Source organism: Paenibacillus guangzhouensis, from assembly GCF_009363075.1.
In the GTDB taxonomy this organism is placed as follows: domain Bacteria; phylum Bacillota; class Bacilli; order Paenibacillales; family Paenibacillaceae; genus Paenibacillus_K; species Paenibacillus_K guangzhouensis.
The window spans coordinates 4,706,872-4,732,500 of the sequence record NZ_CP045293.1; the positions used below are offsets into that span (position 1 = coordinate 4,706,872).

Genomic DNA, 25,629 nt, shown 5'->3' on the forward strand with positions numbered 1-25,629 from the left:
TCAGAAAGGACGGATTAGAACATGATTGACGTTGAACGATTAGCCTATGTTTACCCCGGGACCTCGAGACGAACGCTGCAAGGCATTGATTTCTCAATTGCCCGCGGCGAAATTTTCGGGTTCCTGGGCCCATCCGGCGCCGGCAAGAGCACCACGCAGAAAATTTTGATCGGCGCGCTTCGCAACTATACCGGGAGCGTTCGCATCGAAGGGCAGGAAATACGCGATCTCGGACCGGACTACTATGAACGGATCGGCGTCGCGTTCGAGTTCCCGAATTTCTATAGCAAATTCACAGCGCTGGAGAATTTGAAGCTGTTCCAATCGTTATACCGCAAACCCAAAGATAACCCGATGGATCTGCTGCGCCAAGTCGGGCTCGATCAGGCCGCCCAGATGAAAGTGTCGCAATTCTCGAAAGGCATGAAAATGCGGCTAAACTTCTGCCGCGCTATTCTTCACCGTCCAGATATCCTCTTCCTCGATGAACCGACTTCGGGGCTTGATCCGCTCAATGCGAAGATTATGAAGGACCTGATCTTAGCGCAAAAAGCAGCAGGAACGACGGTATTGATCACCACGCATAACATGCATGCGGCGGAGGAGCTCTGCGACCGGGTCGCCTTTCTCGTAGACGGTCAGATTCCACTCATCGACTCCCCTAGAGCCTTGAAGCTTCATTATGGGCAGCAGCGCGTGAGGCTCGAATATACGCGATCGGATGAGAAGCTGGTGGAGGAATTCCCTACCCATCATCTCGGGCAGAATGAACGATTCCTACAGCTCATCCAGCAGCATCCGATTGAGACGCTGCATTCGATGGAAGCGACGCTAGATCAGATTTTCATTGACGTGACAGGGAGGACGCTCGTATGAGATGGGGCAGCGCATTCGCACATGATCTTCGATTCCAATGGCGGCACGGCTTCTATGGCGTCTACCTCCTCGTCTGCCTGCTCTATCTCCTACTGCTGCATTTCGTCCCTACGGATGTTCAAGCATCGATTGCCATCCTGCTCACCTTCTCGGATCCGAGCGCAGTCGGCTTGATTCTGGCTGGGGGTATCATTCTGCTGGAGAAAGATCAGGCTGTGCACGATCAGCTCTTCGCTACCCCGCTGCGGGTTCCGGAATATTTGCTCGCGAAGGCAATGTCCATCGGGGTCTTATCGACCTGTGCGGCATGGGTCATCCACGGCTTCTCCCTCGGTGTGCCGGCGTCGCCGATCCTATTCTCGCTCAGCGTGATGCTCTCATCCAGCTTCTTCACTTTCCTGTCCATCGGCGTCGTCACGCGGGCGCGATCCATTAACGGATTCGTCTTGCTCTCACAGGTCTATGCGCTCCCGTTCGCCTTGCCGCTGCTCTACTTCTTCGGGATCGGACGAGAGAGCTTATACCTGATCTTTCCGACGCACGGCTCGCTGCTGCTCCTGGAGTCCGCGATCAGAACGCTGTCATGGCGGGAGATCATCTACGCCGTGGCCATTTTGACCTTGTGGAATGGGATTGCCTTTCTCTTCGCGCAGCGATCTTTTGAACGCCGAATATTAGGCAGAATCGACGTGGATCGGAGGGATCGGCGATGAGGAACTATGTTCCGCTGCTTGCACAAGATACACGGCAGACGTTCAAAGACCCGATGCTGTTGGCCAGCTTGTTCGGTCCCCTCTTCGTGATTATCTTCGCACGACTCGGATTTTTCCCGTTATCGGCGTGGATCGAGCAGCAGTATGGATTTCGGCTTGCGGACTATACCCCTTTCATCGCAACATTCCTGGTCATCGCGATCCCGCTCTTGCCTGGGACGATGGCCGGCCTGCTGATGCTCGATGAACGGGACAAGAACATGATCAGTTACTATGCCGTGACGCCGCTCGCCCGCCAAGGCTACTTCATCTATCGCTTAGTTCTGCCGTGTCTATTAGCCTTCGCGCTGACAGCATCCTTCTACTTGTTCGCCGGGCTCGCAAGCTTTGGATGGGGCAGTTTATTCGCCTTGATCCTGCTGACGCTGGAAGCGCCGTGCATCACGCTGTTCCTCGCCGCCTTCGCTTCGAACAAGGTGGAGGGCCTTGCGCTCTCCAAGCTATGCGGCTTGTTATTCGCTGGACCAGTCATCGCGAGCTTCGTCCCGCTCCCTTGGCAGTACGCAGCAGCATGGCTGCCGACCTTCTGGCCCGCCAAGGCGTTTCTTGCCGACCTGAACGGCGAGCCGGTTCGCGCCGCCATCCTATTCGCGATTGGGCTTGGGCTGCATCTGATTCTTCTACGCAGCTTAGTACGCGTCTTCCTGCGAAGAATCGATTAGCTTAACACCGAAAACGACCGCTCCTGTCACCTCAGGAGCGGTCGTCTGTCTAGTTATCCCATTGCACGCGTAGCAATAATCGGTATCTCATCATCGCCAAGATAAACTCCTCATAGAAGTCCTGCCGCACAATGAATTGGTACTCGTGATTTTTGTACACGTAAGAATACACATCGCTTAATATCGCATTTTGCTCGAAACGCTGTTGAACCCGCCGGACCGCCGCATCGATCGCTTCGCCTCCCAAGGCGCGTATGCGGAATTCCGTGTCCTGCTCATTGGCGCTCTCGTGAATCTCGATGATCGCCCGATCGTACGTGTAAGTTAACATATCGAACCCATCCTTTCGACTACATAAGATACCTAACATAAATGTAAATGCTCGACAGCACGATAGAGATAAGCATCAGCGGAAAGCCGATCTTCAAATATTTCATGAAGGAGATCGGATAACCTTCCTTGCCTGCGAGCCCCGCGACGATCAGGTTGGCGCTGGCCCCGATCAATGTTCCGTTGCCGCCGAGACACGCTCCAAGCGCAAGGCTCCACCACAACGGCTCCAAGTTCGCCATCCCCATCGCGCTCATCTCTTGAATCAACGGAATCATCGTGGCGACGAACGGGATATTGTCGAGGAACGCCGACGCAATGGCGCTAAGCCATAAGATCAACATCGAGGTCAGCAGCGGATCTCCGCCCGTCAGCTCAATCGCTTGCTCTGCGAGCTTCGCGATCACACCCGTCTCGACCAGCCCTGATACGAGCACGAACAGACCGATGAAGAAAAAGAGCGTCGTCCATTCCACATGTTGCAAGGCTTCTTCGAGCATATGCTCGCCCGTCAGCAGCAGGAGCAGGAAAGCCCCAGCGAGCGCAACCGTCGCCGACTCCAGATGAATGAGCTGGTGCAGGAAGAATCCGATAATCGTCAGCCCGAGCACCGTCAGACATTTGTAGAGCAGCTTCCGATCCGTAATCATCGTATGCTCATCCATCTCCATAATGCGCTGCTGCAGCTCCGGCGTCGATTGAATTTTCTTCCCGAACATCCAGAGGAATAGCGGCAAGTATGCGATTAGAATAATGATGGCAATCGGAGCCAAATTACTGATAAAGGAGACGAAGGTTAACTCCTTCACCGCACTCCCGATCATGATGTTCGGCGGATCCCCGATCAGCGTGGCTGTACCGCCCACGTTCGATGCAATAATCTGTGTAATAAGGAACGGGATCGGATTAATCCGAAGCTGTCTCGTTATGCTAAGCGTCACCGGCACCATGAGCAATACGGTCGTGACATTATCGAGAAATGCCGAGCTCACAGCCGTAATCACGACGAGCGCGATCATGATACGTCTCGGCTTCCCTTTGGCAATCTTGGCCGCCTTGAGCGCAATGTACTTGAATAATCCCGTCTTCGCCGTAATCCCTACAATGATCATCATCCCGACGAGCAATCCAAGCGTGTTAAAATCAATATGATGGATCGCCGTGTCTTGATCCACAATTCCGAGCGCGACCATGAGTACAGCCCCGATCATCGCAAGAATCGTTCGATGAATTTTCTCCGAAATGATGAGTCCGTAAATGACTAGAAAGATCCCAATCGCCCAAATCGCTTGTTGTTCCATATCTCCTTTTTCCCCCTATCCACGCTTATAGTTTACATAATTTACCAATTTATGCAAACAAAAAGAGCCTGTTGATGACAGGCTCCTCCGAACATGCGTGTATGCAATTTAAGTCTTTAGATACATTAAATATACAGGGTTTCCTCATCCGTGTAAAGAAAATCCAGCGATTTTCCTTCTATGTCATTCACGGAATGAACCATACACCCCGTTAATCTTCGCTTGCATCTTGCCGCTTGGGTCGGTCATCAGCGGCACATCCGCCGCCGCCCGTTTCGCCGGTCGATTCACCAAATAAATGCCAACGCCGGTACAGAGCCCACCCGCAATCACATACCCATGAATCGTCTCGCCTAAGATGAACGCACCCGACAAGACACCGAACAACGGTACGAGAAACATGAACGTGCTGGCCTTCGAAGCACTGTAATGCTTCAGCACATAGAACCAAGGCAAGAATTGAAAGATCGAGCTGAAGCAGACCATCCAGATAAGCACGGCCAAGACGAGTCCGAGTGAATTGCCGCTGCTGCTCGCTAAGTGAAGATAAGGCTGCTCCAAGGTTATACTCGCCAGCAGGAGCACGATCCCTGCGAATAGCATCTGATAAGCCGTTAACACCCACGTATCCATCGCCCGGCTCCAACGGGACGCGACTAGCGTGCCGAAGCCCCAGAACATTCCGGCGAGCAGCGCATAGATTGTCCCTTCATTCATCTGCATATTGAAGTTCTGCGTGACGACCACGCCCATAAATCCGATGACGACGCCCGCCCACTGCACTGCGCGATAACGCGATCGAAAGAAAAGAAACGCGAATAAAATCGTCCAGATCGGATTGGTCGACGATAGGATCGCCGACGTGCTCGCGGAAATCGTATGCAGACTCAAATAAATGAACGTCATGACCAAAATTGTCTGAAAGAGACTGACCCCGGCGACTTGCAGCCATTGCTTCGCGCTCTGCGGATGTTTTCGACGAATGACAAAGGGCATCAGGAGCAGACCTGAACCCAAGAACCGGATCGCGAGCAGAAGGAAGGGAGAAGCGACATGCAGACCCAACTTCGCCATCGTATAATTCAACCCGCCGACCACTGTTGTCAGTAGAATACAACATGCTATCATTCCTTTATTCATCAACGCTCCTCATTTCTGTTCCATCATTTTTCTTGATTTTACAAGCGAATAATCATCATGTAAAATGAAAATAAAAGATGTTAAAAATCACTTTTTCTGATGGATAAGGAGCGATGAAGCCCATGGAAAGCGGAGATTTGCGAATATTTCAAGCGGTGGCGCGCGAAGGCACGATCACGAAAGCCGCGAGTGCGCTCGGGTATGTGCAGTCGAACGTGACAGCCCGCATCCAACAGCTGGAGCAGGAGTTGAACACATCCCTCTTCCATCGGAGCAAACGCGGCATGATCTTGACGGCGGCGGGCCAGACGCTGCTGGGCCATGCGGACAAGATTCTCTCGCTGCTCGATACAGCACACAAGCAGATGCTGGATAACGATATCCCGAACGGCGCCTTGAAGTTAGGCTCCATCACGACGACAGCCGCGGTCCATCTGCCTTCGATCATGTTGAATTACCGCAGGCAATATCCCGATGTGAAGCTGTCGCTGCTCAGCTCTATCACGAATGAGTTGGTCGAGAAGGTGCTCCGCTATGAGCTGGACGGCGCCTTCGTGAACGGGCCTTTGCCTAATGCCGAGCTCGAACAGATCCCTGTCTTCTCGGAAGAGCTCGTGCTCATCTCCGAACCCGGCGCTAGCCACCTCAGCGAAGTATTGTCCGAGCCGATGCTGTTCTTCAACGACCGATGTTATCACCGCGGCACGATGGAGAGCTGGCTGCGCGAAGAAGGGCTACCCATTCCCGAAGTCATGGAATTCGGCACCTTGGAAGCGATTCTTGGCGGCGTCGCCGCCGGGCTCGGCACGACGATCGTCCCTCAGTCCGTCATCCGGCGCTATGAGATGGAAGGCACGCTGCAAGCTCATCAGCTTCCGGAACATTACCGCCATTTGACGGTACAATTCGTGTATCGGCGGGACCATTTCAAGACGAGCGCCTTTAACAAATTCATAGCATTGTTACAGCCAAAAGAGCCAAAAGCCTGAAGCTGCGCGAGATGCGCTCCTTCAGGCTTTTGCTTCATGATCAGGCACGGTTATAATCACGCGGGCGCCGCCTTCGGCGCGGTTGCCGGCTTCGATCTGTCCACCGTGCTTCTCCACCAGCAGCTTCGCCGTATACAACCCAAGTCCGGAATGGCCTTGGGGCTGAGAGCGTGATGAATCGCCGGAATAGAATTTATCGAACATACGCCGCAGATCTTGCGGACGGAAGCCTGGCCCCGTATCCTTCAGCTCGAGGATCACCTGCTTCTCCTCGATGTCAATCGACCATGAGATACTCCCCTCCGCTGGCGTAAAGCGCAAACTGTTCGTGAGCACATTATCAAGCACTTGCTCTAACCGCGCTGTATCCAGCTGCAATAGCGTTTCTTGATCTTGCCTTCGGTTCATGTAGGAGAAATAAAATGCAATGCCTTTCTCCTGACATAACAGCTCATATTCTTCTTTCTTCCTTTCACAGAAGGCCCGTACATCCGTCAGCCGATAATGCAGTGTAAAATCCGGCGTATCGATTTTGTTCAGGAACAACAGTTCCGTAAGCATCTTGTCTGCGCGCTGCGTACTGTTCTGAATCGTCACCAAGTACTTCGCCAATCGTTCCGGATGCCGCGTCCCGCTCTCAATCAGATTGTCCACATGACCTTGGATGATCGTGAGCGGCGTACGCAGATCATGGGCAATCGCAGAGATCATATCTCTCCGCTCCTGCTCCAGCTTCCATTCCCGCTTCAAGGATTGTTCCAGTGCGATCCGCATCTCTTCAAAAGCATCCGATAGCTCGACCAGTTCCTTCGAACCGCCCGCACCCGCGACAGAGAAATCCAGATCATTCTGCTGAATGCGCCGTGCTCCCCCGATAATACGTGCAATCGATGGCTCGAGCCGTCGCCCTAATCTTCGCGCGAATAGGAAGGAGAACAACACGATGAAGAAAAACGGCGCGATCAAGCTGCTTAGAACAAGCGCAATGACCAACCCGTTGCCCGGGTTGTTATCGGACATGCTGAGACTGTATCGAAGCACGAGCATTCCCTTCAACTGCTTATCTCGACCAAGTATCGGGTAGTAATGGATATACTTGCCCCCGCTCTTTTCATTTCGATTCAGCTTGCTCACGAGATCTGCCGGGCCGTTCACGAAGGACTGCCCTTTCCAGCCGTAAACGATGTTCCCGCTCAGATTCACGACCTGATACTGCATCCCTTTCACCGGAATGATACGTTCCAGCGCCTCCTGCATCTGCGGAGACAACAACGCGTCCTGGTGCTGGTCAACGTAGCTTAGAATCTCAGGAATCTTCTGCTCATAATAATTGGCTGGGAGAATGCGATGGCCTGTCTGCTGGATCAGTACAAACAGCGTTACACCCCATACCAGCATCGAACCGATGAAGCTATAGAGCAGGACAAGGGTAAATGCGCCCATGAACTGTCTGCGCAAGGGTCTACGATTTGCCTTTACTTCTTCCTGTCGAATTTGTATCCTACCCCCCATACCGTTGTCACGAAGGTCTCCTCTGGTGCCGCATGCACGAGCTTCGCGCGAATATTTTTGATATGTTCCGTGACCGTTGCGGCGTCTCCTTCGGCGTCAACCCCCCAGATTCTCTCATAAATTTGCTCTCGTGAGAAGACTTGATTCGGGTGCATGAAGAGCAGCTTGAACAACTCGAATTCCCGACTCGTCAGCGGAATCGGAAGGTTCCGATAGAATAGCTGCAGGCTGTCCAAATCCAGCGTCAGGTCTCCTTGATGCAGCAGCTTCGGCTGATGGTCAAGGTGGCTCCGCTGCTCCCGTCGCAGATGCGCCTGAATTCTTGCCTTGAGCTCCTGCATGCTGAATGGTTTCACGATATAATCATCGCCGCCGACGGCGAGACCTTGAATCCGATCGGCTTCGCTCGAGCGTGCGCTTAAGAACAGAATTGGGCAGGAGACCCGGTCGCGTATCGCTTGACATACCTCCAGCCCATCCAGATGCGGCATCATCACGTCCAGAATGATCAGATCAGGTATCTCCCGCAGTTGATCGAACACCTCTTGGCCATCATACGCGACAGATACCTCATACCCTTCGTCCTGCAACGCATCGCACATGAATGCGACGATATCCCGCTCATCATCGGCGATTAATATTTTCCCCTTCATTTCACGTTATCCTTTCTTGAACGATCAATCTCGTGTGATCCTCCCATTGTACCTGCTTGCGTGCCAAAAATCCCCCAGCCGTAACACGCGCAGTGTTCACGACAGGGGGAGTGATCAATTTTCCACGGAACCGAATTAGAATTTCGTTGTTGGTTCCTTTACTTTATCGAAGACGATGATACCGTCGAATTGCTCTTTCGGGACGAATCGCATCGACATCGGCATAATGATCTCGGACGTCATGCCATCCTCAGCTGCATAGATCGGTTTGAACATCCATGCGTTGTTCTGGTTCGGAGACTTGTGCTTCGACAGATCCGCAAAGGCAATCTTATAGCCGCTTCGCATCATCAGCTCCTCCAGACTTCCCTTCGGCATCGGCTTAATATCGAAGACTTTCTGCGTCGTAATCGTGCTGGCCTTGCCGCTGTTCATATACAAACCAACCACATAAGCTTGATCTTTCAGCTTCTTATGAAGCAGTTCACCCATGCTGGTAAAGCTGCCGATCCATTTCCCCTGCTCTTTCGTCTGAATTTTGGACGTATTTTTCGCTAAATGATCGTTATGCGCCCATAAAATCACTTTTTTGCCGGGATACATCACTTTCATTAGCCACTCGACGTTGTCCGCCATGATCCGGTCGCGGAATTCATAGCTTTCCTTCGTATCGTACGTCCCCATCTCGATGAACTTAACGCGATCTTCGAGCGTCTTGACCGCGATATCCACCATATGTGGGTTGGCTGGGTAAGCCGCCGCGAGCTCATCTTTATGTTCCTGAATGAACTGGATCAATGCTTTGTATTTCGGTTCGTAGGCGTCCTTGACCTTCTTGATCTCTACCTTCGCCTCCGGATGGCTGTCATCCATGCCGTATTGGTTGAGCACCTTATAGAAATCCGTCATCGCTTGCATTTCGAAGTTGAAATAGCTCTCGCCTTGCTCCTTGTCCACTTTGGCAATCCAACCGGCAATGAACTGCGTTAGATAACCCGAAGTGAATTGCATGTCATAGCCTGCGAGATACAGCGGATCTTTAGTGCCCTGCTGCTTCTTAATGTAATCGAATAAGTTCAACGTCTCCTTGGAATGCCAGATTGGGAAAATCGAACGCTGCATCATCTCCGCCGAGGTCCATGTGCCTGCATTCTCGTTTGTCATGAAGGCATCTCCAAGACCCGATTCAAATGCGATCACGTCAAAATCCAGCTCTTCGTGCAAATATTTGATCAGTCTTGTCTTCATGCTGCTATATTCCGCGACACGATGAAAATTCTCGCCGAGACTAACGACGGTCTTATCCTTCAAAATCGGTTTAAGGAACGCCAAGTCTTTGTAATCCGACGACGTTAACGATGTAATCTCCCTTATATTTTCCTTCATCCCCGCATTTTTCTGGGGAGCTGCCGATGCGGATGCGCCTACGGGAGATAGGACGAGCGAAAATGCCAGGCTCAGAACCATAAGTCCTGTTAATCGTTTGGTTGCTTGCATGTTGAATATTCTCCTCCTTGAAGTCCACTTTCGTTACTCTCTTACCTGCAGAGACATCGTAACAGGAACTTCTAAGGAATCTATAAAGACAACGAATTTCTTCAATGTGCGTGACAGACCCGCTTCTTTACGAACCGTACCGCCATATAGATGACGAGCAGGATCATTCCGATATTGATTGCGTAATCGGCTAGATTTAGAATGCCTTTCCCCGAGCGGGATACGATAAAGTCCGTGACCTGGCCGAAGACGAGTCGGTCAATGCCGTTGCCGATCGCCCCACCGACCAAGAAGCCTGCGATCATATCCGGGAATCGCCCGTGCCAAGCCCCTATACGCCGATAGATCAACACCCCGATTACGAACAAGACGGCGATCAGCCCGAATAACCAGGCGTAGCCTTGGAAAAGACTGAAGGCCATCCCGCTATTCTCATAATGCGTAATCTCCCATCGCCCGAGAAATACGCTATCTCCAATATCTACATGCATTCGAATCCAAATCTTCGAGAGTTGATCGATCAATGTGACGACGATCGCGACGATATAGAACCACATGATGTCACCTGCTTTCTAGACTCTAATGTGAACAGGCTTAATCATAGCCATGTGCTCATCATACTACAAATTGGTTGGTACCGAAAAATAGAGGCACTCCCGATGTAGTGCCTCAGGCTGTCGATACTTTACATATAACTCATTACGACACCATGTTAGTAGTTACAATAAGAATAAATGATGGTGACAATATATTGCGTTCCAGTCAAGTTTTAGTTAAACAAAACCATATATATCGTCTGCTCGCCTTCATTTTTTTGTAAAATAATGAAAGAAAACGCAGATTTCTTGTGTCTAATGGCTGAGAGGAGGATGGGGGAATGATTTCTATGACGGCACCTGATCGAAATGAAGAGCCAGACCTGCAAAGATTGATATCGGATTATGGGAATTCCCTGCTTCGTATGTGTTTCCTGTATCTCAAGGATATTCGCTTAGCAGAGGATGCCGTTCAGGATACTTTTGTAAAGGTCTATACAAGTTACTCTCAATTTGAAGGGAAATCTAGTGAAAAGACATGGATTATGCGTATAGCAATCAATATCTGTAAAAATTATCTGCGCAGTTCATGGTGGAGACGAATTGATGGATCGGTCATTCTTGAGAATATACCTGCAGAAGTGCATGACGTTGAAGATGACACACTTCTATACCAGATCATCAAGCTGTCTTCGAAATATAAGGAAGTGCTTCTTCTGTATTACTATCAAGATATGAAAATTCGTGAGATCGCAGAGGTGTTACAAATACCAGAATCCACAGTCGCCGTAAGATTGAAGCGAGCAAGGGAATCGTTAAAAGGGAAATTGAAGGGCTGGTGCGAAGATGCGTAGTGATAGCAATCTTAAGAATATCATTGATGCTAGATTAGCCGAATTGACCGTCAGTCATGATCTGGAAGATAGAATACGATGTGCTTCTTTACATAAGAAAAGATATCTTCAAAAACCATGGACTGTTGTCATTATTGTATGTATCTGTATCATGATTTCGATACCTGCGATGGCGTCCAAAATCCCTGTATTCCAGGATCTTGTTCAGATGATTGACCCAGCACTGGCTCGATTTCTTCAACCTATAGAATTGGTTTCTGAGGATAAGGGAATCCAAATGGAAGTTGTCGCTGCCATGAGCGATGGTGAGACTGCTATCGTTTATATAACACTGCAAGACTTAACGGGTGATCGAGTAGATCGAACCGTAGACTTGTACAATTACTCGATTGACGATGCCAACATATTCTCGCATGAGCTTGTCGATTATAACGAGAAGACAAAAAAGGCAACGATACGAATGATTGCGAATGGCGGACATCAATTGAATGGGAAAAAAGTGACGATTCGTATAAGTTCATTTCTGAGCGGTAAAGATGATTACGGGCAAATTGCTACGGACATTAAACTTACCGATGTCGTACATGAAACCCCAAAAACGATGAAACTTGATATGAGCAATATCCCTGGAGGCGGTGGTGAGTTATACTCTGAATTCGAGAAAAGGGGTACCGTTGATATCTTGAAAGTTGACGAGAAAACAGTTGCCTTACCTCCTATAGATTTTGCGCAGATATCTAATATTGGCTTTGTTCAAGGGAGACTTCATATTCAGTTAAAATGGAAAGAAAGTATCGATGATCATGGATCTTTATATCTTTTGAACGCAAATGGTGATCGTATTGATCCTAGCAACCTATACTTTGGCGTCGATGAGCAAGGAAACATAGGGTATGGACGGCAATATATCGAGTATATTTTTGATGTAAATCCATCCCAGATTTCCAATTATTCTTTACATGGCTCTTTCATCAGAAATAAAAAATACACGGAGGGGAAATGGGCAGTAACTTTCCAAATCGAAGCAGAAGATCCCTCGAAAAAAATCGCTCGGAATATTGACCTTGGGCATTTGAAGTTAGATCATATTATCATTCAACCGACGGGAATCCGCATGAATGGGAATATGACAACCCCAGATCAGGTCGTAGTTGAAATGACGATGAAGGATGGCAAGAAAGTCTCATACAATCATGCTGTAGCTCAGGGGGCTAAAGGGAGTTTGAGTGTGAAATACTTCCCAACCTCTCCGGTTGATTTGCAAAATATGAAAGAAGTCCGTGTGAATGGGGAATTGATCACATTTGAATGATGTTGAATAAAGGCACTCCCGAAGGAGTACCTTTTTCCTTTTGTGTATTATTCATCTTCCTTAAAAATCGGACGAATGACGAACTCGCAGGCAAATGCCTTCTCATCGAGACGGTACTGCTGCTGCAGCTCCGGACCGCAGGATCGCGATCCGACGCCGCTCACTTTGTAATCCAGATGAACGATCGTCTCTTCACGGCGAACCAAATCGTACGTATGGCGCGCAGCCGTCAGATCTGCTGGCGTGTAGTGGGAGGCATTGAAGGAGAACGGCTCGCTTGAGGCCAGATGTAGACCCATACCCAGCTCATTCGAGACGCGCGCCCATTCGGTACCATACCGTGATCCATGCTCCTGCGGCATGACGTACGCCTCATACATATCGTCCACCGTTAACAGATATTTTCCTCTACGCACGCTCTGCCGCTTGTCGATGTAGCTCTCATGCGGTCCAAAGCCGAAGTATTCAACTTCTTCCGTCCCAGCAGGCATCGTGAGTTCAAGCCCGAACCGCGGCAGGAATGGTAACTCCTCACGCACCTTCACTTGAACCTCGACCTTCACCTCACCAGCCCCGTCGATCGTCCATACCGCATCCCCATGCAGGAATGGCGTCCGAATATAGGCGCCTAACGAGAAGGATACGCGCACCGTGACTTGCGTCGGATCCGGTTGTTCCCATGTGCTGCCATACACCTTCATCTGCACCTTATCGTAGCCTTCACGGGACCATTCATGACGTGGATCATTATCGACTGGCGCTCGCCAGATATTATACTGAACAGGCTTCGATAACAGCTTCACGCCATGCTTGCTCATCGATTGTATCACGCCGCCTTGCAAGTCGAAGGCATGCTGGAAATGAAGACCGCGGATGGTCAAATATCCTTCCTCCTCGGTTACCGCAACAGCTCCGGATTGATGTGGCAGCAGAGCCGCAGCTGGAGCAGGTGTCTCGCTGAATGAGAACGATCCGAACGTCACCTCATGGCCCATCGGCGCCCATACATTCTCCTGCGTCTGCCAGATGGACACAGAGAGGTACGTGCCGCGGTCTTCTGCATGCTGAGACAGTGCATAGGGCAGCTGTACCTCGACGGCCGTCTGCGGCGCAGCCTCCAACTGCCAGATCTGACCTTGCTCCAGCACGCGGCCTTCTTGCTCGACCTTCCAATGCAGCGCAAGATGCGATAAGTTCGTGAAATCGTATCGGTTCGTGATTTGGAGCAATCCTCGGGATACATCTACAGCTTCCAGCGTCACAGGCGCGATGACCTGCTTCAGCTCGAGCAGACCGGTGTGCGGCTTCCGATCCGGCGTAACTAAGCCGTCAATGCAGAAGTTGCCGTCATTCGGTTGATCGCCGAAATCACCGCCGTAGGCATAATAATGCTGCCCGTCCGGCGTGACCGCAGCGATCCCATGGTCGCACCATTCCCAGACACAGCCGCCCATCAGCTTCGGATATTGATAGATTAAGTTCCAGTAATCCTTCAAGTCACCCGGTCCGTTCCCCATCGCATGCGAGTATTCGCAGAGGAAGAACGGCTTGGTCTTCGTCTCATCGAGCGCATACGCTTCCGTATCCTGAATCGAAGGGTACATGACGCTCTTCACGTCCAAGCATTCAACGCTTGTGTTGTGGTCGCCGAACGGCGCCTCTCCCTCATAATGCACGAGGCGGGAATCATCCCTGCGCTTCGTCCATTCCGCCATGGCGACGTGGTTCACGCCATAACCCGACTCGTTACCGAGAGACCAGATGATGATCGACGGATGGTTCTTATCCCGCTCCACCATACGAACCATACGATCCACGTAAGCTTCCCGCCAGGCAGGGTCAGCCGACAACCAGTGCGGTTTGCCTACGGCGCCAACGCCATGGGCTTCGAGGTCCGCCTCATCTACAACGTAGAATCCAAATTGATCGCAAAGCTCGAGGAACCGCGGATCATTCGGATAATGCGAGGTCCGAATCGTGTTCACATTGTGCTGCTTCATCAGCTTCAAATCTTGGATCATGTGATTGATCGGGATCGTCTGTCCCAGCTTTGGATGCGAATCGTGGCGATTCACCCCTTTGAGCTTGATCGCCTTGCCGTTGACCATGAACACGCCGTCACGAATTTCAACCTTGCGGAAGCCAACGCGAACGAGCATCGTCTCTGTTCCGTCATGCAGATAGAGCTCATAGAGGTAAGGTTGCTCCGCGTTCCACAGCGTTGGATGCGCGACTTCCAGTGCGAGCATCCCTTGACCGTCGATATTCGTCGTGCCGGAAGCGACGAGCGTGCCGCTTGCATCCAACAACTGCGCGGTCACCGATACGCCCCCAGTCGTCTCTACATCAATGCGCAAGGTCGCATGGGCGAAGTCGGACGCGAGATCCGTCTTCACGAATACGTCGCGAATGTGAGCCTTCTCGCGAGAGAGTAAATAGACATCCCGATAAATGCCCGAATAGCGCCATGCATCCTGGTCTTCCAGGTATGTACCGTCGCACCATTTCAAGACGAGCAAGGTCATGCGGTTCTGACCCGGTCTAACGTATGCGGACAAATCGAACTCCGCCGGTATGCGGCTGCCTTGGCTGTATCCGACGAACGCCCCGTTCACCCATAAGTAGAAGCAAGAGTTCACGCCCTCGAATACGACGTACGTCTCCTTCTGGTCCCACTGCGCCGGCAGTTGGAAATCCCTGACGTAGACCCCGGCCGGGTTCTGATCCGGAACGAAAGGAGGATCGCATGGAATCGGATAATTGACATTCGTATAATGCATCTGATCATAGCCATTCGTCTGCCAACAAGATGGCACGATGAGATCATCCATCCCGAGCACATCCGCATCCGCCGCAAAGAATTCACCCTGAACGTCTTGTACACTAGCATAATATTGAAATTTCCAGCTTCCGTTCAGCGTCTGATAGGAAGGGGAATGTCCTCGTTTCCCTTGCTTGGCGCTTGCCGCATCCGAGTAAGGAATATAGTGCGCCCGAGCAGGCATCCGATTGATTTGCAGCACATCGAGATTTTCCCAGTATTTTGTAAGCGATGTCATAAGAGCACTCCTTCGATTCGATTTGCTCTTATTATAGAGTTGAGGTACCATCAATTCATAGGAACCAAAACGGACAAAACATCGTACAAAATGGACATAAGAAGATAAGCCTAAGGAGGAACTACATGCGAACACTGCCCTTGCGTAGCAATATGCGTCGAGATATCGAATTCGATATTCCATTCTCTGTCTATACAGTCGGTACGGACGTTCAAATTCCGATTACGCGGCTAAGCGGATTCTCCGCCAAGCAAATGCTATTCACCTTCTCCGGCACGGGGCGATTCCGTAAGCTCGGACAGGACAAATGGGACATTCTAGACCCCGGCACCTGCGTATACATTCCGGAAGGCATGCCGCATGAGTATGTATCCTTAAAAGGGGAAGCTTGGCACGTGGGGTATGTCACTTTCGTGGAGAGACGCGAGGGGATGCTCGCAAGCTGGGGCTACGGCTCGTCGCTAACCTATACCCGCCTATCAGATATCGATAATATTTTCCCACTCCTGGAGCGAATCTGGGTTAACTCCGGTGCGCATGAAAATCCGTGGTTAACCACGGAGGTATTATTCACGCTCTTCCTTGAGATTAAGCGGCAGCATCAATTGTTCCAAGTCGGCGACACGCCGATGTTCCACAGCAGGCTGAATCGCTATCGAGAATCTGCCGTTGAGAGCGCCGTCCGATTCCTGCACGATCATTTGAACCGTCCGATTACAATGACACAAGTTGCAACCCATGTCGGCTATTCACAAAAACAGCTCACACGCTTATTTCGCGAGGAGCTAGGTCAGACGCCTTTGCAATATTTGCAGCAGATTCGGATGCAGACGGCATTAACATTATTAAATGAACATACGGATATGACAATTCGCCAAGCAGCGGCTTATGTCGGGATGGAGCCTACTTATTTCACAAGGCTCCATCGCCGCATGTATGGCTGCGTTCCGTCAGAGCGCTGAACTCATTTCGGAAGCCATACCCGGAATGTCGTGCGTTCGGCATCGCTGCTGACATGAATCTCGCCTTCGTGGAGATCCATGATGCTCTTCGCAATCGCAAGTCCTAGACCAGAGCCGCCCGAATACTCAGACCGGGATTTCTCCACCCGATAGAAGCGGTCGAAAATATTCGGAAGATCAATGGCCGGAATCCCTCCCCCATAATTCGTTATCTCAACGATGGCTGCTCGTTCTGTATCCCACAGGTGGATATCCACGTATTTGCCCTCCTGACCATAGTTCAGCGCATTAGAGATCAAATTCTCGAATACGCGAACGAGCTTCCTGCCATCGGCCGGGACGATTGGATGCGCGGCTTCATAGTGCTGTCTAGATTCCATCTCGGCCTGTTTGAGCTGCGGCGCGAACTGAACGACCAACTGATCGAGCATTTCGGCCAAATTGATAGGCTCTTTCTGCAGACTCATCCCCTTGTTCTGCATGCGCGTAAACTCGAACAAATCATTGATTAACTCATGCAGCCGTTTCGCTTTATCATGGACAATTTGAGTGTAGTAGCGAAGCTCCACTTCATCCCGATATTTATCGCCGTTAATCAAATTAAGATAGCCGAGAATCGAGGTCAACGGCGTACGTAAATCATGGGAGACGTTGGTGACCAGATCATTCTTGATCTTCTCCGCCATCCGTTCCTCCTCCATCGATTTCTGTGCTTGAAAGACAATATTGTTAATACTCATGGCCAGATTGCCAAGTTCATACGAATCAACAACTTCCACCTGCTTGTGGAAATTGCCCTCGGCGATATGGCGTACCTCTCCAATCATATGGTGAATTCGCATCGTGAAATATCGTTTTTTTTCATGGCGATAACAGAGAAACAAGCACCCTCCGAAAAGGATGATTAACATCGCAAGAAAGATAACTTTCCGCGGAATAAATCGCAGAACCACGTCCGCAACCCCGCGGAACACGCCTAGTTGATCATACAAGTTGTATATATATTCAGGGATCAGGTAGCTCGCGGCCATCACCACGAATATCGAACCCACGAAATATACTAAAATTCTCATCACGGACAGATTGCGCAGCACAGCCATTGGACTACTTCTCAATTTTATAACCTACTCCCCATACGGTCTGGATGAACGTCTCTCCCGGTGCAGCCGCTTCAAGCTTATCGCGAAGGTTGCTGATATGTACCATCACGGTCTTGTTCGACCCTGCCCCTAATTCATTCCATACGCGCTCGAATATTTCTTCGGAACTAAACACACGGCCCGGGTTACTCGCCAGCAAATACAAAATATCGAACTCGAGCGACGTGAGCTTCACGACCGTTCCATCCACGCTGACCGTATGGCTATCTTTATTAATTTCTAAGGATTGAATCCGAATCGAGCTGCCCTCCGCTTGTGCGGATTGTTGATAATTCGCTCGCCGCAGCAGTGCTTTCACGCGAGCCGTTAATTCGAGCGGATTAAACGGTTTAATCATATAATCGTCCGCGCCGGTCATCAGACCAAGGATCTTATCCATGTCCTCCACCTTCGCACTCAGCATCAGAATGGGAATGTTGCTCTTCTTGCGCACCTGCCTGCACACTTCCATTCCATCCATTTTTGGCATCATAATATCGAGGATCAAGAGGTGGAACGCTACACTCTCCATCTTCTTCATGGCTTCTTCGCCATCATGCGCTTTATGGATGGTGTACCCTTCATTGCGAAGGTACACCTCGATTAGCTCAGCAATCTCTTTATCGTCATCGACGATTAACACCGTTGTGCTCACACCCATTGCTCCTTTATCTCTTTTGCTTTTACTATTATGGAACGAAACGTGGGGATGTAGACCGAGTCAAACCCCATCGCGAATAGCTTCTGCGTCTCGATGAACCGGGTATCGGAATCCTGCGCACCCATAACGACCGAGATCAACCGGCGGCCATCTCTCGCCGCGGTACCGGTGAAGCAGTAGCCCGCTTTATTCGTGAAGCCTGTCTTCAATCCGTCTAATCCTTCAGCAGCTAATTCAGGGTCCTGCAGCATATGGTTCGTGCTGCGTACCCGCTCGCTGCTGAATTTCATCGTATACTCCGGCAAGCTCGTCGTCTTGAGCACTTCCGGGAAATCCTTCAGCAGCGCCTTAGCCAGCTTACCGAGGTCCTTCGCCGTCATCTGCGTCGCCTGATCACCATCCGTTAATCCGGACGCGTTAATGAAATAAGAGTTTTTCAACCCGAGTTCCAGTCCCTTTTGATTCATCTCGGCGGCAAAACGTTCCTCGTCCCCCGCGATATATTCCGCCAGCGCCACCGCCGCGTTATTCGCCGAAGGAATCAGCATCGCGACATACAGGTCACGTACGGTTACACGATCACCGGATCGCAAATCGATGCGCGCACCTTCAACGTTTGCTGCATGCTCGGTAATCGGTACTTCGTCATTCCAACTGATCTTCCCTTCATGCAGCTGCTCGAGGACCAAATACTCCGTCATCATCTTCGACATGCTTGCCGCCGGCAGCGGCGTGTCCGCATTTTTCTCGAAGATAACCTCACCTGACTTCGCATCGATGAGTAAAGCGGCTTGTGCTTCTATAGTAGGTTCAGTGATATGTTTAAGAAATAATACGGTACAAATCGCGGAAACGACGGATAATCCGGTCATTAGTCTAATCTTCATCATGTTCATGCACTCCTATCTAACAGATTACTGCTAGTATAAAGAGCGGAGTCTAAGAGAACAGAAAGAAAAGATTAAGAATTTATAAGGATTTGCATAAAGTTCTTTTTTATGGACCCTGACTTGCACACACCTCCTTATTTTAACATTTCCACGAATGGCGTATTGGGAGAATAACTGCTTTTTTGCAGTTATTTTGCGAGTACGACTACTTTCTCACCAGATTAACTGCCTTTTTGCAGTTAATTCGTATGCTCGAGCTACTTTTTCTCCACATTAACTGCCTTTTTGCAGTTATTTCGCAAGCACGCCCACTTTCTCTCCGATTTAACTGCTTTTTTGCAGTTATTTTGCGAGCGCGCCTACTTTCTCTCCGATTTAACTGCCTTTTTGCAGTTATTTCGCAAGCACGTCCACTTTCTCTCCTCATTAACTGCTTTTTTGCAGTTATTTTGCGAGCGCGCCTACTTTCCCTCCGATTTAACTGCCTTTTTGCAGTTATTTTGTTCCACATCCTTATTCCAACAAGAACAAACCCACCTTGTGGAAGGTGGGTTGCACGCATCTATGCTTGATACAACTTCTTATACAGTTGATAAATCGCAGAAGATTCCCCCCAATATGCTGAGAGGCAGCAGGAAAGAAATGAGATAAGAGGCGATTAATTTGGGCCTCAGATTCAAATCCTGAAACCGCCTAGCCAATAATGGCACGACTCCCCATGCCCTTGCTTCCTTTTTCAATCGATCACACCTTGCCTCTTTGGGAATGGTGATGCAACAGCATGTTCATCGTCGATCGGAATGACCGCTTACATTTTACACTATTATACTGATGCATCTCCTAGGGGACAAGATGATTCGGACATTTATCACGTAGGTATATCGGACTGAATGCATGACAAAAAGAGCCGACTCGAGGAGTCAGCTCTAACCATTCGAAACCATCTTCAATCGTGGATGTGACTCCTCCTGCTGAACATATACGCGAGGAACGCGAGCCGAGATGCGGCATATCAGTTCATTTGTAATCGTGCCTGCGCGCGCTGCTAGCGAGGCCAGCGTGATCGATTGACCCTGGTCTTCGCCGACGAGCACGACCGTGTCGCCAGCGGATACGCCGTCGATCTCCGTCACGTCCACCATCAGCTGATCCATGCAAATCTTGCCTACGACCGGTGCATATTGCCCGCGGATCAACACTTCTGCGCCTTGGCCGGACAAGCTGCGCGGATAGCCGTCGGCATACCCGATCGGGATCGTCGCGATACACATCTCGCGCTTTGCGGTGTAGTCTCTGCCATAGCCGATCTCCGCTCCCTTCGGCACGGATTTAACCATGGCGATAGTCGACTTCAATTGCATCGCCGGCTTCAACTGCAGATCCTGCCGGATGTCCCCTGATGGTATCCCGAACATTAGCACGCCCGGACGCACCAGATCATATTGCATGTCCGGGTAATTGACGATTCCGGCGCTATTCTGCGCATGCGTTAGCCCGATGGAATAATCCTGGAGCTCATGCAAACATGTATCGAATCGATCTACTTGCATTTGCGTATAGGCTTCATCCTCAGGGTTCAATTCATCCGCGACTGAGAAGTGGGTGAACACCCCTTGGACATGCAGGCTCGCATATGCAAATATGGCTTTTATCGCATCCATCTCGTCATACGCTAGTCCAATTCGATACATCCCTGTATCGATCTTCACATGGACGGGAAAGCGGATATTGCGTCTCTCACCGTAGCTGTTCAGTTCCGCAGCATATTCTGGCGAGAACACCGTCTGCGTGATCTGATAGGAGGCGAGTTGTTCGAATCCCTCTGGCGGCGTAGCTCCAAGAATCAAGATCTCGCCTCGGATGCCGGATTGCCGAAGGCGAATGGCTTCATCCAGATTGGATACCGCGAATCGGACCACGCCAAGTTCCGTTAACCATTGAGCCGTCCGCACTGCGCCATGCCCATATGCATTGGCTTTGACGACCGCCATGATCTTCGTCTTCTCCGGAAGAATAGAGCGAATTCGCTCCAAATTATGTGTGATGTGGTCGAGATTGATTTCGGCCCAAGCCCGCCTTTGCAGCATAGGTTTTCCTCCTTACCCAGAAATGGGATACCGTAAACGACAATAAGAAAATGACAGTAAAATAAATAAGGCTGTTCGCCTTCAGAATCGGCAACTGACTAGAGAGCACTCGAACGCCGAGGATCATAGCCGGATGAATCAGATACAAAACCATACTGATGTCGGAAGCATAGGCATGAATCGGTTTGCCGGGTACGCGCAGCCTTAGCAGCACAATGAATCCGAACACGACCGTCGGGACGAGCATGACGTACATACTATCGTGTATCGGCCAGCCGAGAATACGCAGCAGCGCTGCTTCGAAAACCATCCAACCGAAGGAGAATAAGAGCCCGAACTCGCAGATAGCATCGGATAGTTTCCACTCCGGCAATTCCTTCGCCATGAGCGCACCGAGCGCCACGAACGGAAGTCCGAAGAAGAGCCCGTTGCGGCTGTATTCGAATACAGCCAAATACCCATCCACCATCTCATGCAGCACTGGAACCTGCGCCGTTAACCGATAGTAGGAATCAGCGAGCAATCCGATCAGATAGAGGACAAGCGAGACCGCGGCGATCTGCCGTAGCGACATGCGCTTCTGGGCATAATAGACGATCGCAATCGCGAACATCAATGCTGGCAAGAACCATAGATGATAGTACGTCCCCACGAAGAACACCTGCTGGATATATTGCTGAAGCCACTCCTTCGTGAACCCCTCATTCATCCAGACATAAATATTCACCGGTAAATAAATGACACTCCAGAGAAGATAGGTCGTACCGAGCTTCTTCATGTAATGCATGAACTGTACCTTTGATCTTGATTTCACGAAAAAATAATACCCTGCCGTAATGAAGAAGAAAGGGACCGCGATCCGCGCGATCACCCTTATCAGAATAAAGTTGCCGGTATCGGAATACGATTCGAGCGGGTCCGTATGGATACAGATCACCAGGATCGCCATGATCAGCTTGGTCACATCGAGTGCATGATCTCGCTCTTTCGTCATCTTCCTAAGACTCCCTTGCCAACTCGATTAACTGGTCGATCAATTCGCTATAGGATAAGCCTGCAGCCGCGATCATGGCCGGGTAACGACTAGATGCGGTGAAGCCAGGCATCGTATTAATCTCATTAAAAATAATCTCGCCTCCCGGTGTGATGAAGAAATCAACACGTGCTAGACCTCTGCAGCCTAGGACGCGGTATACTTCCATACCACGCTGCTTGACCGCTTCTAGCAACTCGGGCTGCACTCTGGCAGGCACATGCTGTTTGATCTCTCCGAGCAGATATTTATCGTCATAGTCGAGAAAATCGCGGCTCGGCTCAATCTCCCCGATCACGCCGGTGAACAATTCACCATTGCCGTAGACTGCGCAGCCGACCTCGATCCCTCGGACTTCCTTCTCCACGATCACTTTGTGATCGAACGTAAAAGCGTATTGAACCGCACGATCCAAGGCTTCCGCATCGAGCACCTTCGTAATGCCGACCGAGGAACCGGAGTTTGAAGGCTTCACGAATACTGGATAACCAAAGTGCTGCTCTACATACTGATCGATTCGCTCTGCTTCATAGGTTGTCTGCGTGACATAGAGATAGTCGGTCGTCCGAATGCCCGCACACTTCACGAGGTCTTGCGTGAAGGCCTTGTCCATGGAGACGGCGGAAGATGCCGTATCGCACCCGACGTACGGAATGCCTGACAATTGCAGCAAACCTTGGACGGTCCCATCTTCGCCATTCTTGCCATGCAGGACCGGGAACACGCAGTCCAACTGGACGTACTCATACTGCCCGTCATTATCCAGTAACAGAATACCCGGCCGTGTCGGGTCCGTTAGAATACCTGCCGGACGGCAGGAAGCATGGTGATGCCAGCTTCCATCCCGAATACGATCAATCCCGCCGATATAATGGAGCCATTTGCCTTCCTCTGTGATCCCGATGCACATCACTTCGTATTTGTCATGCGGTATATGTTCTATTACTGCCGCAGCCGATTGCAGCGACACCTGATGTTCTGTGGATTTGCCGCCAAAAAGGACAGCAACCTTCAATCGATTCATTTCTCATCTCTCCCATTCTTAACTCTTTGGTAACGACAGTATAAAGAATGGAATCTAAGAGAAAAGAAAGAAAAAGTAAAGTTTTTCATAAGATTACGGATCAGGATAACAAAAAAAGCTTGTCGTCATCTCTGTGGTAGAGAGGAACTGCAAGCTTAGTTGGAAATTGGATGATTTAGTCGGTCAGGAGAGGTGGAAGTTTAGCCACTAGGTGTGATGCTTTGACAGCTAACGAACCCGGGAAAGCATATTGGCCTTAAAAACTATATTTTTTCATTGTAACGAATCCAGGTAACCTTATTGGTGGGAATGGTGCGCCAACTTAAGCGATCATCATCAAATAGCGGGTTTAAGATTCGTTAGTCGCGGAAAAATCCAATTTGAACGCATATAAGTGTCCTACGATTCGTTAGCCGTAACAACAAAAAAAGCTTTAACGACATTTCATGTCATTAAAGCTTTATCTTATAAATAAATGGTCGGGATGACACGATTTGAACATGCGACCCCCTGGTCCCAAACCAGGTGCTCTACCAAGCTGAGCTACATCCCGAGAAAATGGCGCGCCCTAAGAGATTCGAACTCCTGACCTTTTGATTCGTAGTCAAACACTCTATCCAGCTGAGCTAAGGGCGCATATGAAGTTAAAATGGAGCGGACGACGGGAATCGAACCCGCGACCCTCGCCTTGGCAAGGCGATGCTCTACCGCTGAGCCACGTCCGCATATGAAGATGATCAAGCAAGTAAAATGGCGGAGCTGACGGGATTCGAACCCGCGGTCTCCTGCGTGACAGGCAGGCATGTTAGGCCTCTACACCACAGCTCCACAGTAAAAGAAAGATTCGCTTATTGTAGTGATATTGCGGGGACAGGATTTGAACCTGTGACCTTCGGGTTATGAGCCCGACGAGCTACCGAACTGCTCCACCCCGCGATAAGTTTCATGGTGACCCGTAGGGGATTCGAACCCCTGTTACCTCCGTGAAAGGGAGGTGTCTTAACCCCTTGACCAACGGGCCTTGCCTAACTCGCCCATATGTGAAGCATCGAATGGGCAAAAAAAAACCACAAAAGTGGTATCCGCTTGGCATCGTCCTACTCTCCCAGGACCCTGCGGTCCAAGTACCATCGGCGCTAGAGGGCTTAACGGTCGTGTTCGGGATGGGTACGCGTGGAACCCCTCCGCCATCGACACCAAACGGAATATCTTCAGAGTTTGATCTCTGAAAACTAGATACGAGATAATTTGCGTTATTAGAACCCTTACTCAGTACCGGGGTCCCCGAAAAGTAATCGGAATTACCTTCGAAGCCTCGCGTCACTTTTTGGGGTGTTTTTAGGATAAGCCCTCGACCGATTAGTATTGGTCAGCTCCACACATTGCTGCGCTTCCACCTCCAACCTATCAACCTCGTCGTCTTCAAGGGGTCTTACTAATTGGGAAATCTCATCTTGAGGGGGGCTTCACGCTTAGATGCTTTCAGCGCTTATCCCGTCCGTACTTGGCTACCCAGCGGTGCTCCTGGCGGAACAACTGGTACACCAGCGGTACGTCCATCCCGGTCCTCTCGTACTAAGGACAGCTCCTCTCAAATTTCCTACGCCCACGACAGATAGGGACCGAACTGTCTCACGACGTTCTGAACCCAGCTCGCGTACCGCTTTAATGGGCGAACAGCCCAACCCTTGGGACCTACTTCAGCCCCAGGATGCGATGAGCCGACATCGAGGTGCCAAACCTCCCCGTCGATGTGGACTCTTGGGGGAGATAAGCCTGTTATCCCCAGGGTAGCTTTTATCCGTTGAGCGATGGCCCTTCCATGCGGTACCACCGGATCACTAAGCCCGACTTTCGTCCCTGCTCGACCTGTATGTCTCGCAGTCAAGCTCCCTTATGCCTTTGCACTCTTCGAATGATTTCCAACCATTCTGAGGGAACCTTGGGGCGCCTCCGTTACTCTTTAGGAGGCGACCGCCCCAGTCAAACTGCCCACCTGACACTGTCCCCGAACCGGATCACGGTCCTAGGTTAGAACTCCGATACGATCAGGGTGGTATCCCAACGGCGCCTCCACCTAAGCTGGCGCTCAGGCTTCTAAGGCTCCCACCTATCCTGTACAGATCGTACCAAAGTCCAATATCAAGCTGCAGTAAAGCTCCATGGGGTCTTTCCGTCTTGTCGCGGGTAACCTGCATCTTCACAGGTATTAAAATTTCACCGGATCTCTCGTTGAGACAGCGCCCAAGTCGTTACGCCATTCGTGCGGGTCAGAATTTACCTGACAAGGAATTTCGCTACCTTAGGACCGTTATAGTTACGGCCGCCGTTTACTGGGG

Annotated in this window: 21 protein-coding genes, 6 tRNA genes and 2 rRNA genes (1 of these 29 only partly in view); 7 read left to right on the top strand and 22 right to left on the bottom strand. The window is 50.5% G+C overall.

Annotated features, from left to right (window positions below):
- The first annotated feature begins 21 nt into the window (after positions 1-21).
- Genes GCU39_RS21075 through GCU39_RS21085 form a run of 3 tightly spaced genes read left to right on the top strand, consistent with a single transcriptional unit; the run spans position 22 to position 2,311 of the window.
- Positions 22-876 carry an ABC transporter ATP-binding protein gene (locus GCU39_RS21075; RefSeq protein WP_152395320.1) on the top strand — a complete coding sequence of 285 codons (855 nt, stop codon included), beginning with the start codon at positions 22-24 and terminating at the stop codon, positions 874-876.
- Complete coding sequence (locus GCU39_RS21080) at positions 873-1,589, top strand: fluoroquinolone export ABC transporter permease subunit (protein ID WP_152395321.1); 717 nt, start codon at positions 873-875, stop codon at positions 1,587-1,589. Before GCU39_RS21075 ends, GCU39_RS21080 begins: the two co-directional genes overlap by 4 nt.
- Positions 1,586-2,311, top strand: a complete 726-nt coding sequence (locus tag GCU39_RS21085; protein WP_152395322.1) for a hypothetical protein — start codon at positions 1,586-1,588, stop codon at positions 2,309-2,311. The genes GCU39_RS21080 and GCU39_RS21085 overlap by 4 nt, the downstream gene beginning before the upstream one ends.
- A 49-nt stretch (positions 2,312-2,360) precedes the next feature.
- Here the strand turns inward: GCU39_RS21085 and GCU39_RS21090 are convergent, their stop codons facing one another.
- The 3 genes from GCU39_RS21090 to GCU39_RS21100 all read right to left on the bottom strand — a co-directional run bounded on the left by GCU39_RS21090 (position 2,361) and on the right by GCU39_RS21100 (position 5,082).
- Positions 2,361-2,642: a hypothetical protein gene (locus tag GCU39_RS21090; protein WP_152395323.1), complete on the bottom strand. Its 282-nt coding sequence runs from the start codon at positions 2,640-2,642 to the stop codon at positions 2,361-2,363.
- A 19-nt stretch (positions 2,643-2,661) separates the two neighbouring features.
- Positions 2,662-3,942, bottom strand: a complete 1,281-nt coding sequence (locus GCU39_RS21095) for an ArsB/NhaD family transporter (RefSeq protein WP_152395324.1) — start codon at positions 3,940-3,942, stop codon at positions 2,662-2,664.
- Between the two features lie 183 nt (positions 3,943-4,125).
- On the bottom strand, positions 4,126-5,082 hold the full coding sequence (locus GCU39_RS21100; protein WP_152395325.1) for a DMT family transporter: 957 nt from the start codon (positions 5,080-5,082) through the stop codon (positions 4,126-4,128).
- A gap of 122 nt (positions 5,083-5,204) precedes the next feature.
- Here GCU39_RS21100 and GCU39_RS21105 point away from each other — a divergent pair, with 122 nt between their 5' ends.
- Positions 5,205-6,071: a LysR family transcriptional regulator gene (locus tag GCU39_RS21105; protein WP_152397363.1), complete on the top strand. Its 867-nt coding sequence runs from the start codon at positions 5,205-5,207 to the stop codon at positions 6,069-6,071.
- 21 nt (positions 6,072-6,092) lie between these two features.
- On the opposite strand, the gene GCU39_RS21110 is transcribed toward GCU39_RS21105, so the two are convergent.
- From GCU39_RS21110 to lspA, 4 genes are all read right to left on the bottom strand, one after another.
- The gene (locus GCU39_RS21110) at positions 6,093-7,583 is read right to left on the bottom strand and encodes a sensor histidine kinase (RefSeq protein WP_227793289.1); all 1,491 of its coding nucleotides are present in this window, start codon (positions 7,581-7,583) and stop codon (positions 6,093-6,095) included.
- Entirely contained in the window at positions 7,547-8,236 is a 690-nt protein-coding gene (locus GCU39_RS21115) for a response regulator transcription factor (protein WP_152395327.1), read from the bottom strand. Before GCU39_RS21115 ends, GCU39_RS21110 begins: the two co-directional genes overlap by 37 nt.
- A gap of 135 nt (positions 8,237-8,371) precedes the next feature.
- Complete coding sequence (locus GCU39_RS21120) at positions 8,372-9,733, bottom strand: erythromycin esterase family protein (protein ID WP_152395328.1); 1,362 nt, start codon at positions 9,731-9,733, stop codon at positions 8,372-8,374.
- A gap of 101 nt (positions 9,734-9,834) precedes the next feature.
- On the bottom strand, positions 9,835-10,290 hold the full coding sequence (lspA, locus tag GCU39_RS21125) for a signal peptidase II (protein ID WP_152395329.1): 456 nt from the start codon (positions 10,288-10,290) through the stop codon (positions 9,835-9,837).
- Between the two features lie 320 nt (positions 10,291-10,610).
- On the opposite strand from lspA, the gene GCU39_RS21130 reads away from it, so the two are divergent.
- The gene (locus GCU39_RS21130; RefSeq protein WP_152395330.1) at positions 10,611-11,123 is read left to right on the top strand and encodes a sigma-70 family RNA polymerase sigma factor; all 513 of its coding nucleotides are present in this window, start codon (positions 10,611-10,613) and stop codon (positions 11,121-11,123) included.
- The gene (locus GCU39_RS21135; protein ID WP_152395331.1) at positions 11,116-12,435 is read left to right on the top strand and encodes a DUF4179 domain-containing protein; all 1,320 of its coding nucleotides are present in this window, start codon (positions 11,116-11,118) and stop codon (positions 12,433-12,435) included. The genes GCU39_RS21130 and GCU39_RS21135 overlap by 8 nt, the downstream gene beginning before the upstream one ends.
- Before the next feature lie 47 nt (positions 12,436-12,482).
- Here the strand turns inward: GCU39_RS21135 and GCU39_RS21140 are convergent, their stop codons facing one another.
- Entirely contained in the window at positions 12,483-15,494 is a 3,012-nt protein-coding gene (locus GCU39_RS21140) for a glycoside hydrolase family 2 TIM barrel-domain containing protein (RefSeq protein WP_152395332.1), read from the bottom strand.
- 125 nt (positions 15,495-15,619) lie between these two features.
- On the opposite strand from GCU39_RS21140, the gene GCU39_RS21145 reads away from it, so the two are divergent.
- Complete coding sequence (locus GCU39_RS21145) at positions 15,620-16,456, top strand: helix-turn-helix domain-containing protein (protein WP_152395333.1); 837 nt, start codon at positions 15,620-15,622, stop codon at positions 16,454-16,456.
- 2 nt (positions 16,457-16,458) lie between these two features.
- On the opposite strand, the gene GCU39_RS21150 is transcribed toward GCU39_RS21145, so the two are convergent.
- The 14 genes from GCU39_RS21150 to GCU39_RS21220 all read right to left on the bottom strand — a co-directional run.
- Positions 16,459-17,529, bottom strand: coding sequence for a sensor histidine kinase (locus GCU39_RS21150; RefSeq protein ID WP_227793290.1), 1,071 nt, complete (start codon positions 17,527-17,529; stop codon positions 16,459-16,461).
- Between the two features lie 31 nt (positions 17,530-17,560).
- Entirely contained in the window at positions 17,561-18,250 is a 690-nt protein-coding gene (locus tag GCU39_RS21155; protein WP_152395334.1) for a response regulator transcription factor, read from the bottom strand.
- Positions 18,247-19,146: a D-alanyl-D-alanine carboxypeptidase family protein gene (locus GCU39_RS21160; RefSeq protein WP_152395335.1), complete on the bottom strand. Its 900-nt coding sequence runs from the start codon at positions 19,144-19,146 to the stop codon at positions 18,247-18,249. The genes GCU39_RS21155 and GCU39_RS21160 overlap by 4 nt, the downstream gene beginning before the upstream one ends.
- A gap of 926 nt (positions 19,147-20,072) precedes the next feature.
- Positions 20,073-21,233 (bottom strand): serine racemase VanT catalytic subunit, encoded by a 1,161-nt coding sequence (vanT, locus tag GCU39_RS21170; RefSeq protein ID WP_152395337.1) that lies wholly within the window; start codon positions 21,231-21,233, stop codon positions 20,073-20,075.
- Positions 21,181-22,227 (bottom strand): acyltransferase family protein, encoded by a 1,047-nt coding sequence (locus GCU39_RS21175; protein ID WP_152395338.1) that lies wholly within the window; start codon positions 22,225-22,227, stop codon positions 21,181-21,183. Before GCU39_RS21175 ends, vanT begins: the two co-directional genes overlap by 53 nt.
- 4 nt (positions 22,228-22,231) lie before the next feature.
- Positions 22,232-23,290 (bottom strand): D-alanine--D-alanine ligase family protein, encoded by a 1,059-nt coding sequence (locus GCU39_RS21180; RefSeq protein ID WP_152395339.1) that lies wholly within the window; start codon positions 23,288-23,290, stop codon positions 22,232-22,234.
- Between the two features lie 476 nt (positions 23,291-23,766).
- A tRNA-Pro gene (locus GCU39_RS21185) sits at positions 23,767-23,843 on the bottom strand.
- Between the two features lie 6 nt (positions 23,844-23,849).
- Positions 23,850-23,926, bottom strand: a tRNA-Arg gene (locus tag GCU39_RS21190).
- Positions 23,927-23,940: 14 nt separating this feature from the next.
- Positions 23,941-24,015 (bottom strand) — tRNA-Gly (locus GCU39_RS21195).
- A gap of 26 nt (positions 24,016-24,041) precedes the next feature.
- A tRNA-Asp gene (locus tag GCU39_RS21200) sits at positions 24,042-24,118 on the bottom strand.
- 34 nt (positions 24,119-24,152) lie between these two features.
- Positions 24,153-24,226 (bottom strand) — tRNA-Met (locus tag GCU39_RS21205).
- Positions 24,227-24,236: 10 nt separating this feature from the next.
- A tRNA-Glu gene (locus GCU39_RS21210) sits at positions 24,237-24,311 on the bottom strand.
- Between the two features lie 63 nt (positions 24,312-24,374).
- Positions 24,375-24,491, bottom strand: a 5S ribosomal RNA gene (gene rrf / locus GCU39_RS21215).
- Positions 24,492-24,629: 138 nt separating this feature from the next.
- Positions 24,630-25,629, bottom strand: a 23S ribosomal RNA gene (locus GCU39_RS21220); it runs 1,931 nt beyond the window's last position.

Excerpts from the sequence above, each read along its gene's own strand:
- GCU39_RS21075 (WP_152395320.1), top strand. The coding sequence starts at position 22 with ATGATTGACGTTGAACGATTAGCCTATGTTTACCCCGGGACCTCGAGA.
- GCU39_RS21105 (WP_152397363.1), top strand. The coding sequence starts at position 5,205 with ATGGAAAGCGGAGATTTGCGAATATTTCAAGCGGTGGCGCGCGAAGGC.
- GCU39_RS21140 (WP_152395332.1), bottom strand. The coding sequence starts at position 15,494 with ATGACATCGCTTACAAAATACTGGGAAAATCTCGATGTGCTGCAAATC.
- GCU39_RS21080 (WP_152395321.1), top strand. The coding sequence starts at position 873 with ATGAGATGGGGCAGCGCATTCGCACATGATCTTCGATTCCAATGGCGG.
- GCU39_RS21095 (WP_152395324.1), bottom strand. The coding sequence starts at position 3,942 with ATGGAACAACAAGCGATTTGGGCGATTGGGATCTTTCTAGTCATTTAC.
- GCU39_RS21160 (WP_152395335.1), bottom strand. The coding sequence starts at position 19,146 with ATGATGAAGATTAGACTAATGACCGGATTATCCGTCGTTTCCGCGATT.
- GCU39_RS21130 (WP_152395330.1), top strand. The coding sequence starts at position 10,611 with ATGATTTCTATGACGGCACCTGATCGAAATGAAGAGCCAGACCTGCAA.
- GCU39_RS21110 (WP_227793289.1), bottom strand. The coding sequence starts at position 7,583 with ATGGGGGGTAGGATACAAATTCGACAGGAAGAAGTAAAGGCAAATCGT.
- GCU39_RS21150 (WP_227793290.1), bottom strand. The coding sequence starts at position 17,529 with ATGAGAATTTTAGTATATTTCGTGGGTTCGATATTCGTGGTGATGGCC.
- GCU39_RS21100 (WP_152395325.1), bottom strand. The coding sequence starts at position 5,082 with ATGAATAAAGGAATGATAGCATGTTGTATTCTACTGACAACAGTGGTC.
- GCU39_RS21115 (WP_152395327.1), bottom strand. The coding sequence starts at position 8,236 with ATGAAGGGGAAAATATTAATCGCCGATGATGAGCGGGATATCGTCGCA.
- vanT (WP_152395337.1), bottom strand. The coding sequence starts at position 21,233 with ATGCTGCAAAGGCGGGCTTGGGCCGAAATCAATCTCGACCACATCACA.
- GCU39_RS21120 (WP_152395328.1), bottom strand. The coding sequence starts at position 9,733 with ATGCAAGCAACCAAACGATTAACAGGACTTATGGTTCTGAGCCTGGCA.
- GCU39_RS21085 (WP_152395322.1), top strand. The coding sequence starts at position 1,586 with ATGAGGAACTATGTTCCGCTGCTTGCACAAGATACACGGCAGACGTTC.
- GCU39_RS21145 (WP_152395333.1), top strand. The coding sequence starts at position 15,620 with ATGCGAACACTGCCCTTGCGTAGCAATATGCGTCGAGATATCGAATTC.
- GCU39_RS21175 (WP_152395338.1), bottom strand. The coding sequence starts at position 22,227 with ATGACGAAAGAGCGAGATCATGCACTCGATGTGACCAAGCTGATCATG.
- GCU39_RS21090 (WP_152395323.1), bottom strand. The coding sequence starts at position 2,642 with ATGTTAACTTACACGTACGATCGGGCGATCATCGAGATTCACGAGAGC.
- GCU39_RS21135 (WP_152395331.1), top strand. The coding sequence starts at position 11,116 with ATGCGTAGTGATAGCAATCTTAAGAATATCATTGATGCTAGATTAGCC.
- GCU39_RS21180 (WP_152395339.1), bottom strand. The coding sequence starts at position 23,290 with ATGAATCGATTGAAGGTTGCTGTCCTTTTTGGCGGCAAATCCACAGAA.
- lspA (WP_152395329.1), bottom strand. The coding sequence starts at position 10,290 with ATGTGGTTCTATATCGTCGCGATCGTCGTCACATTGATCGATCAACTC.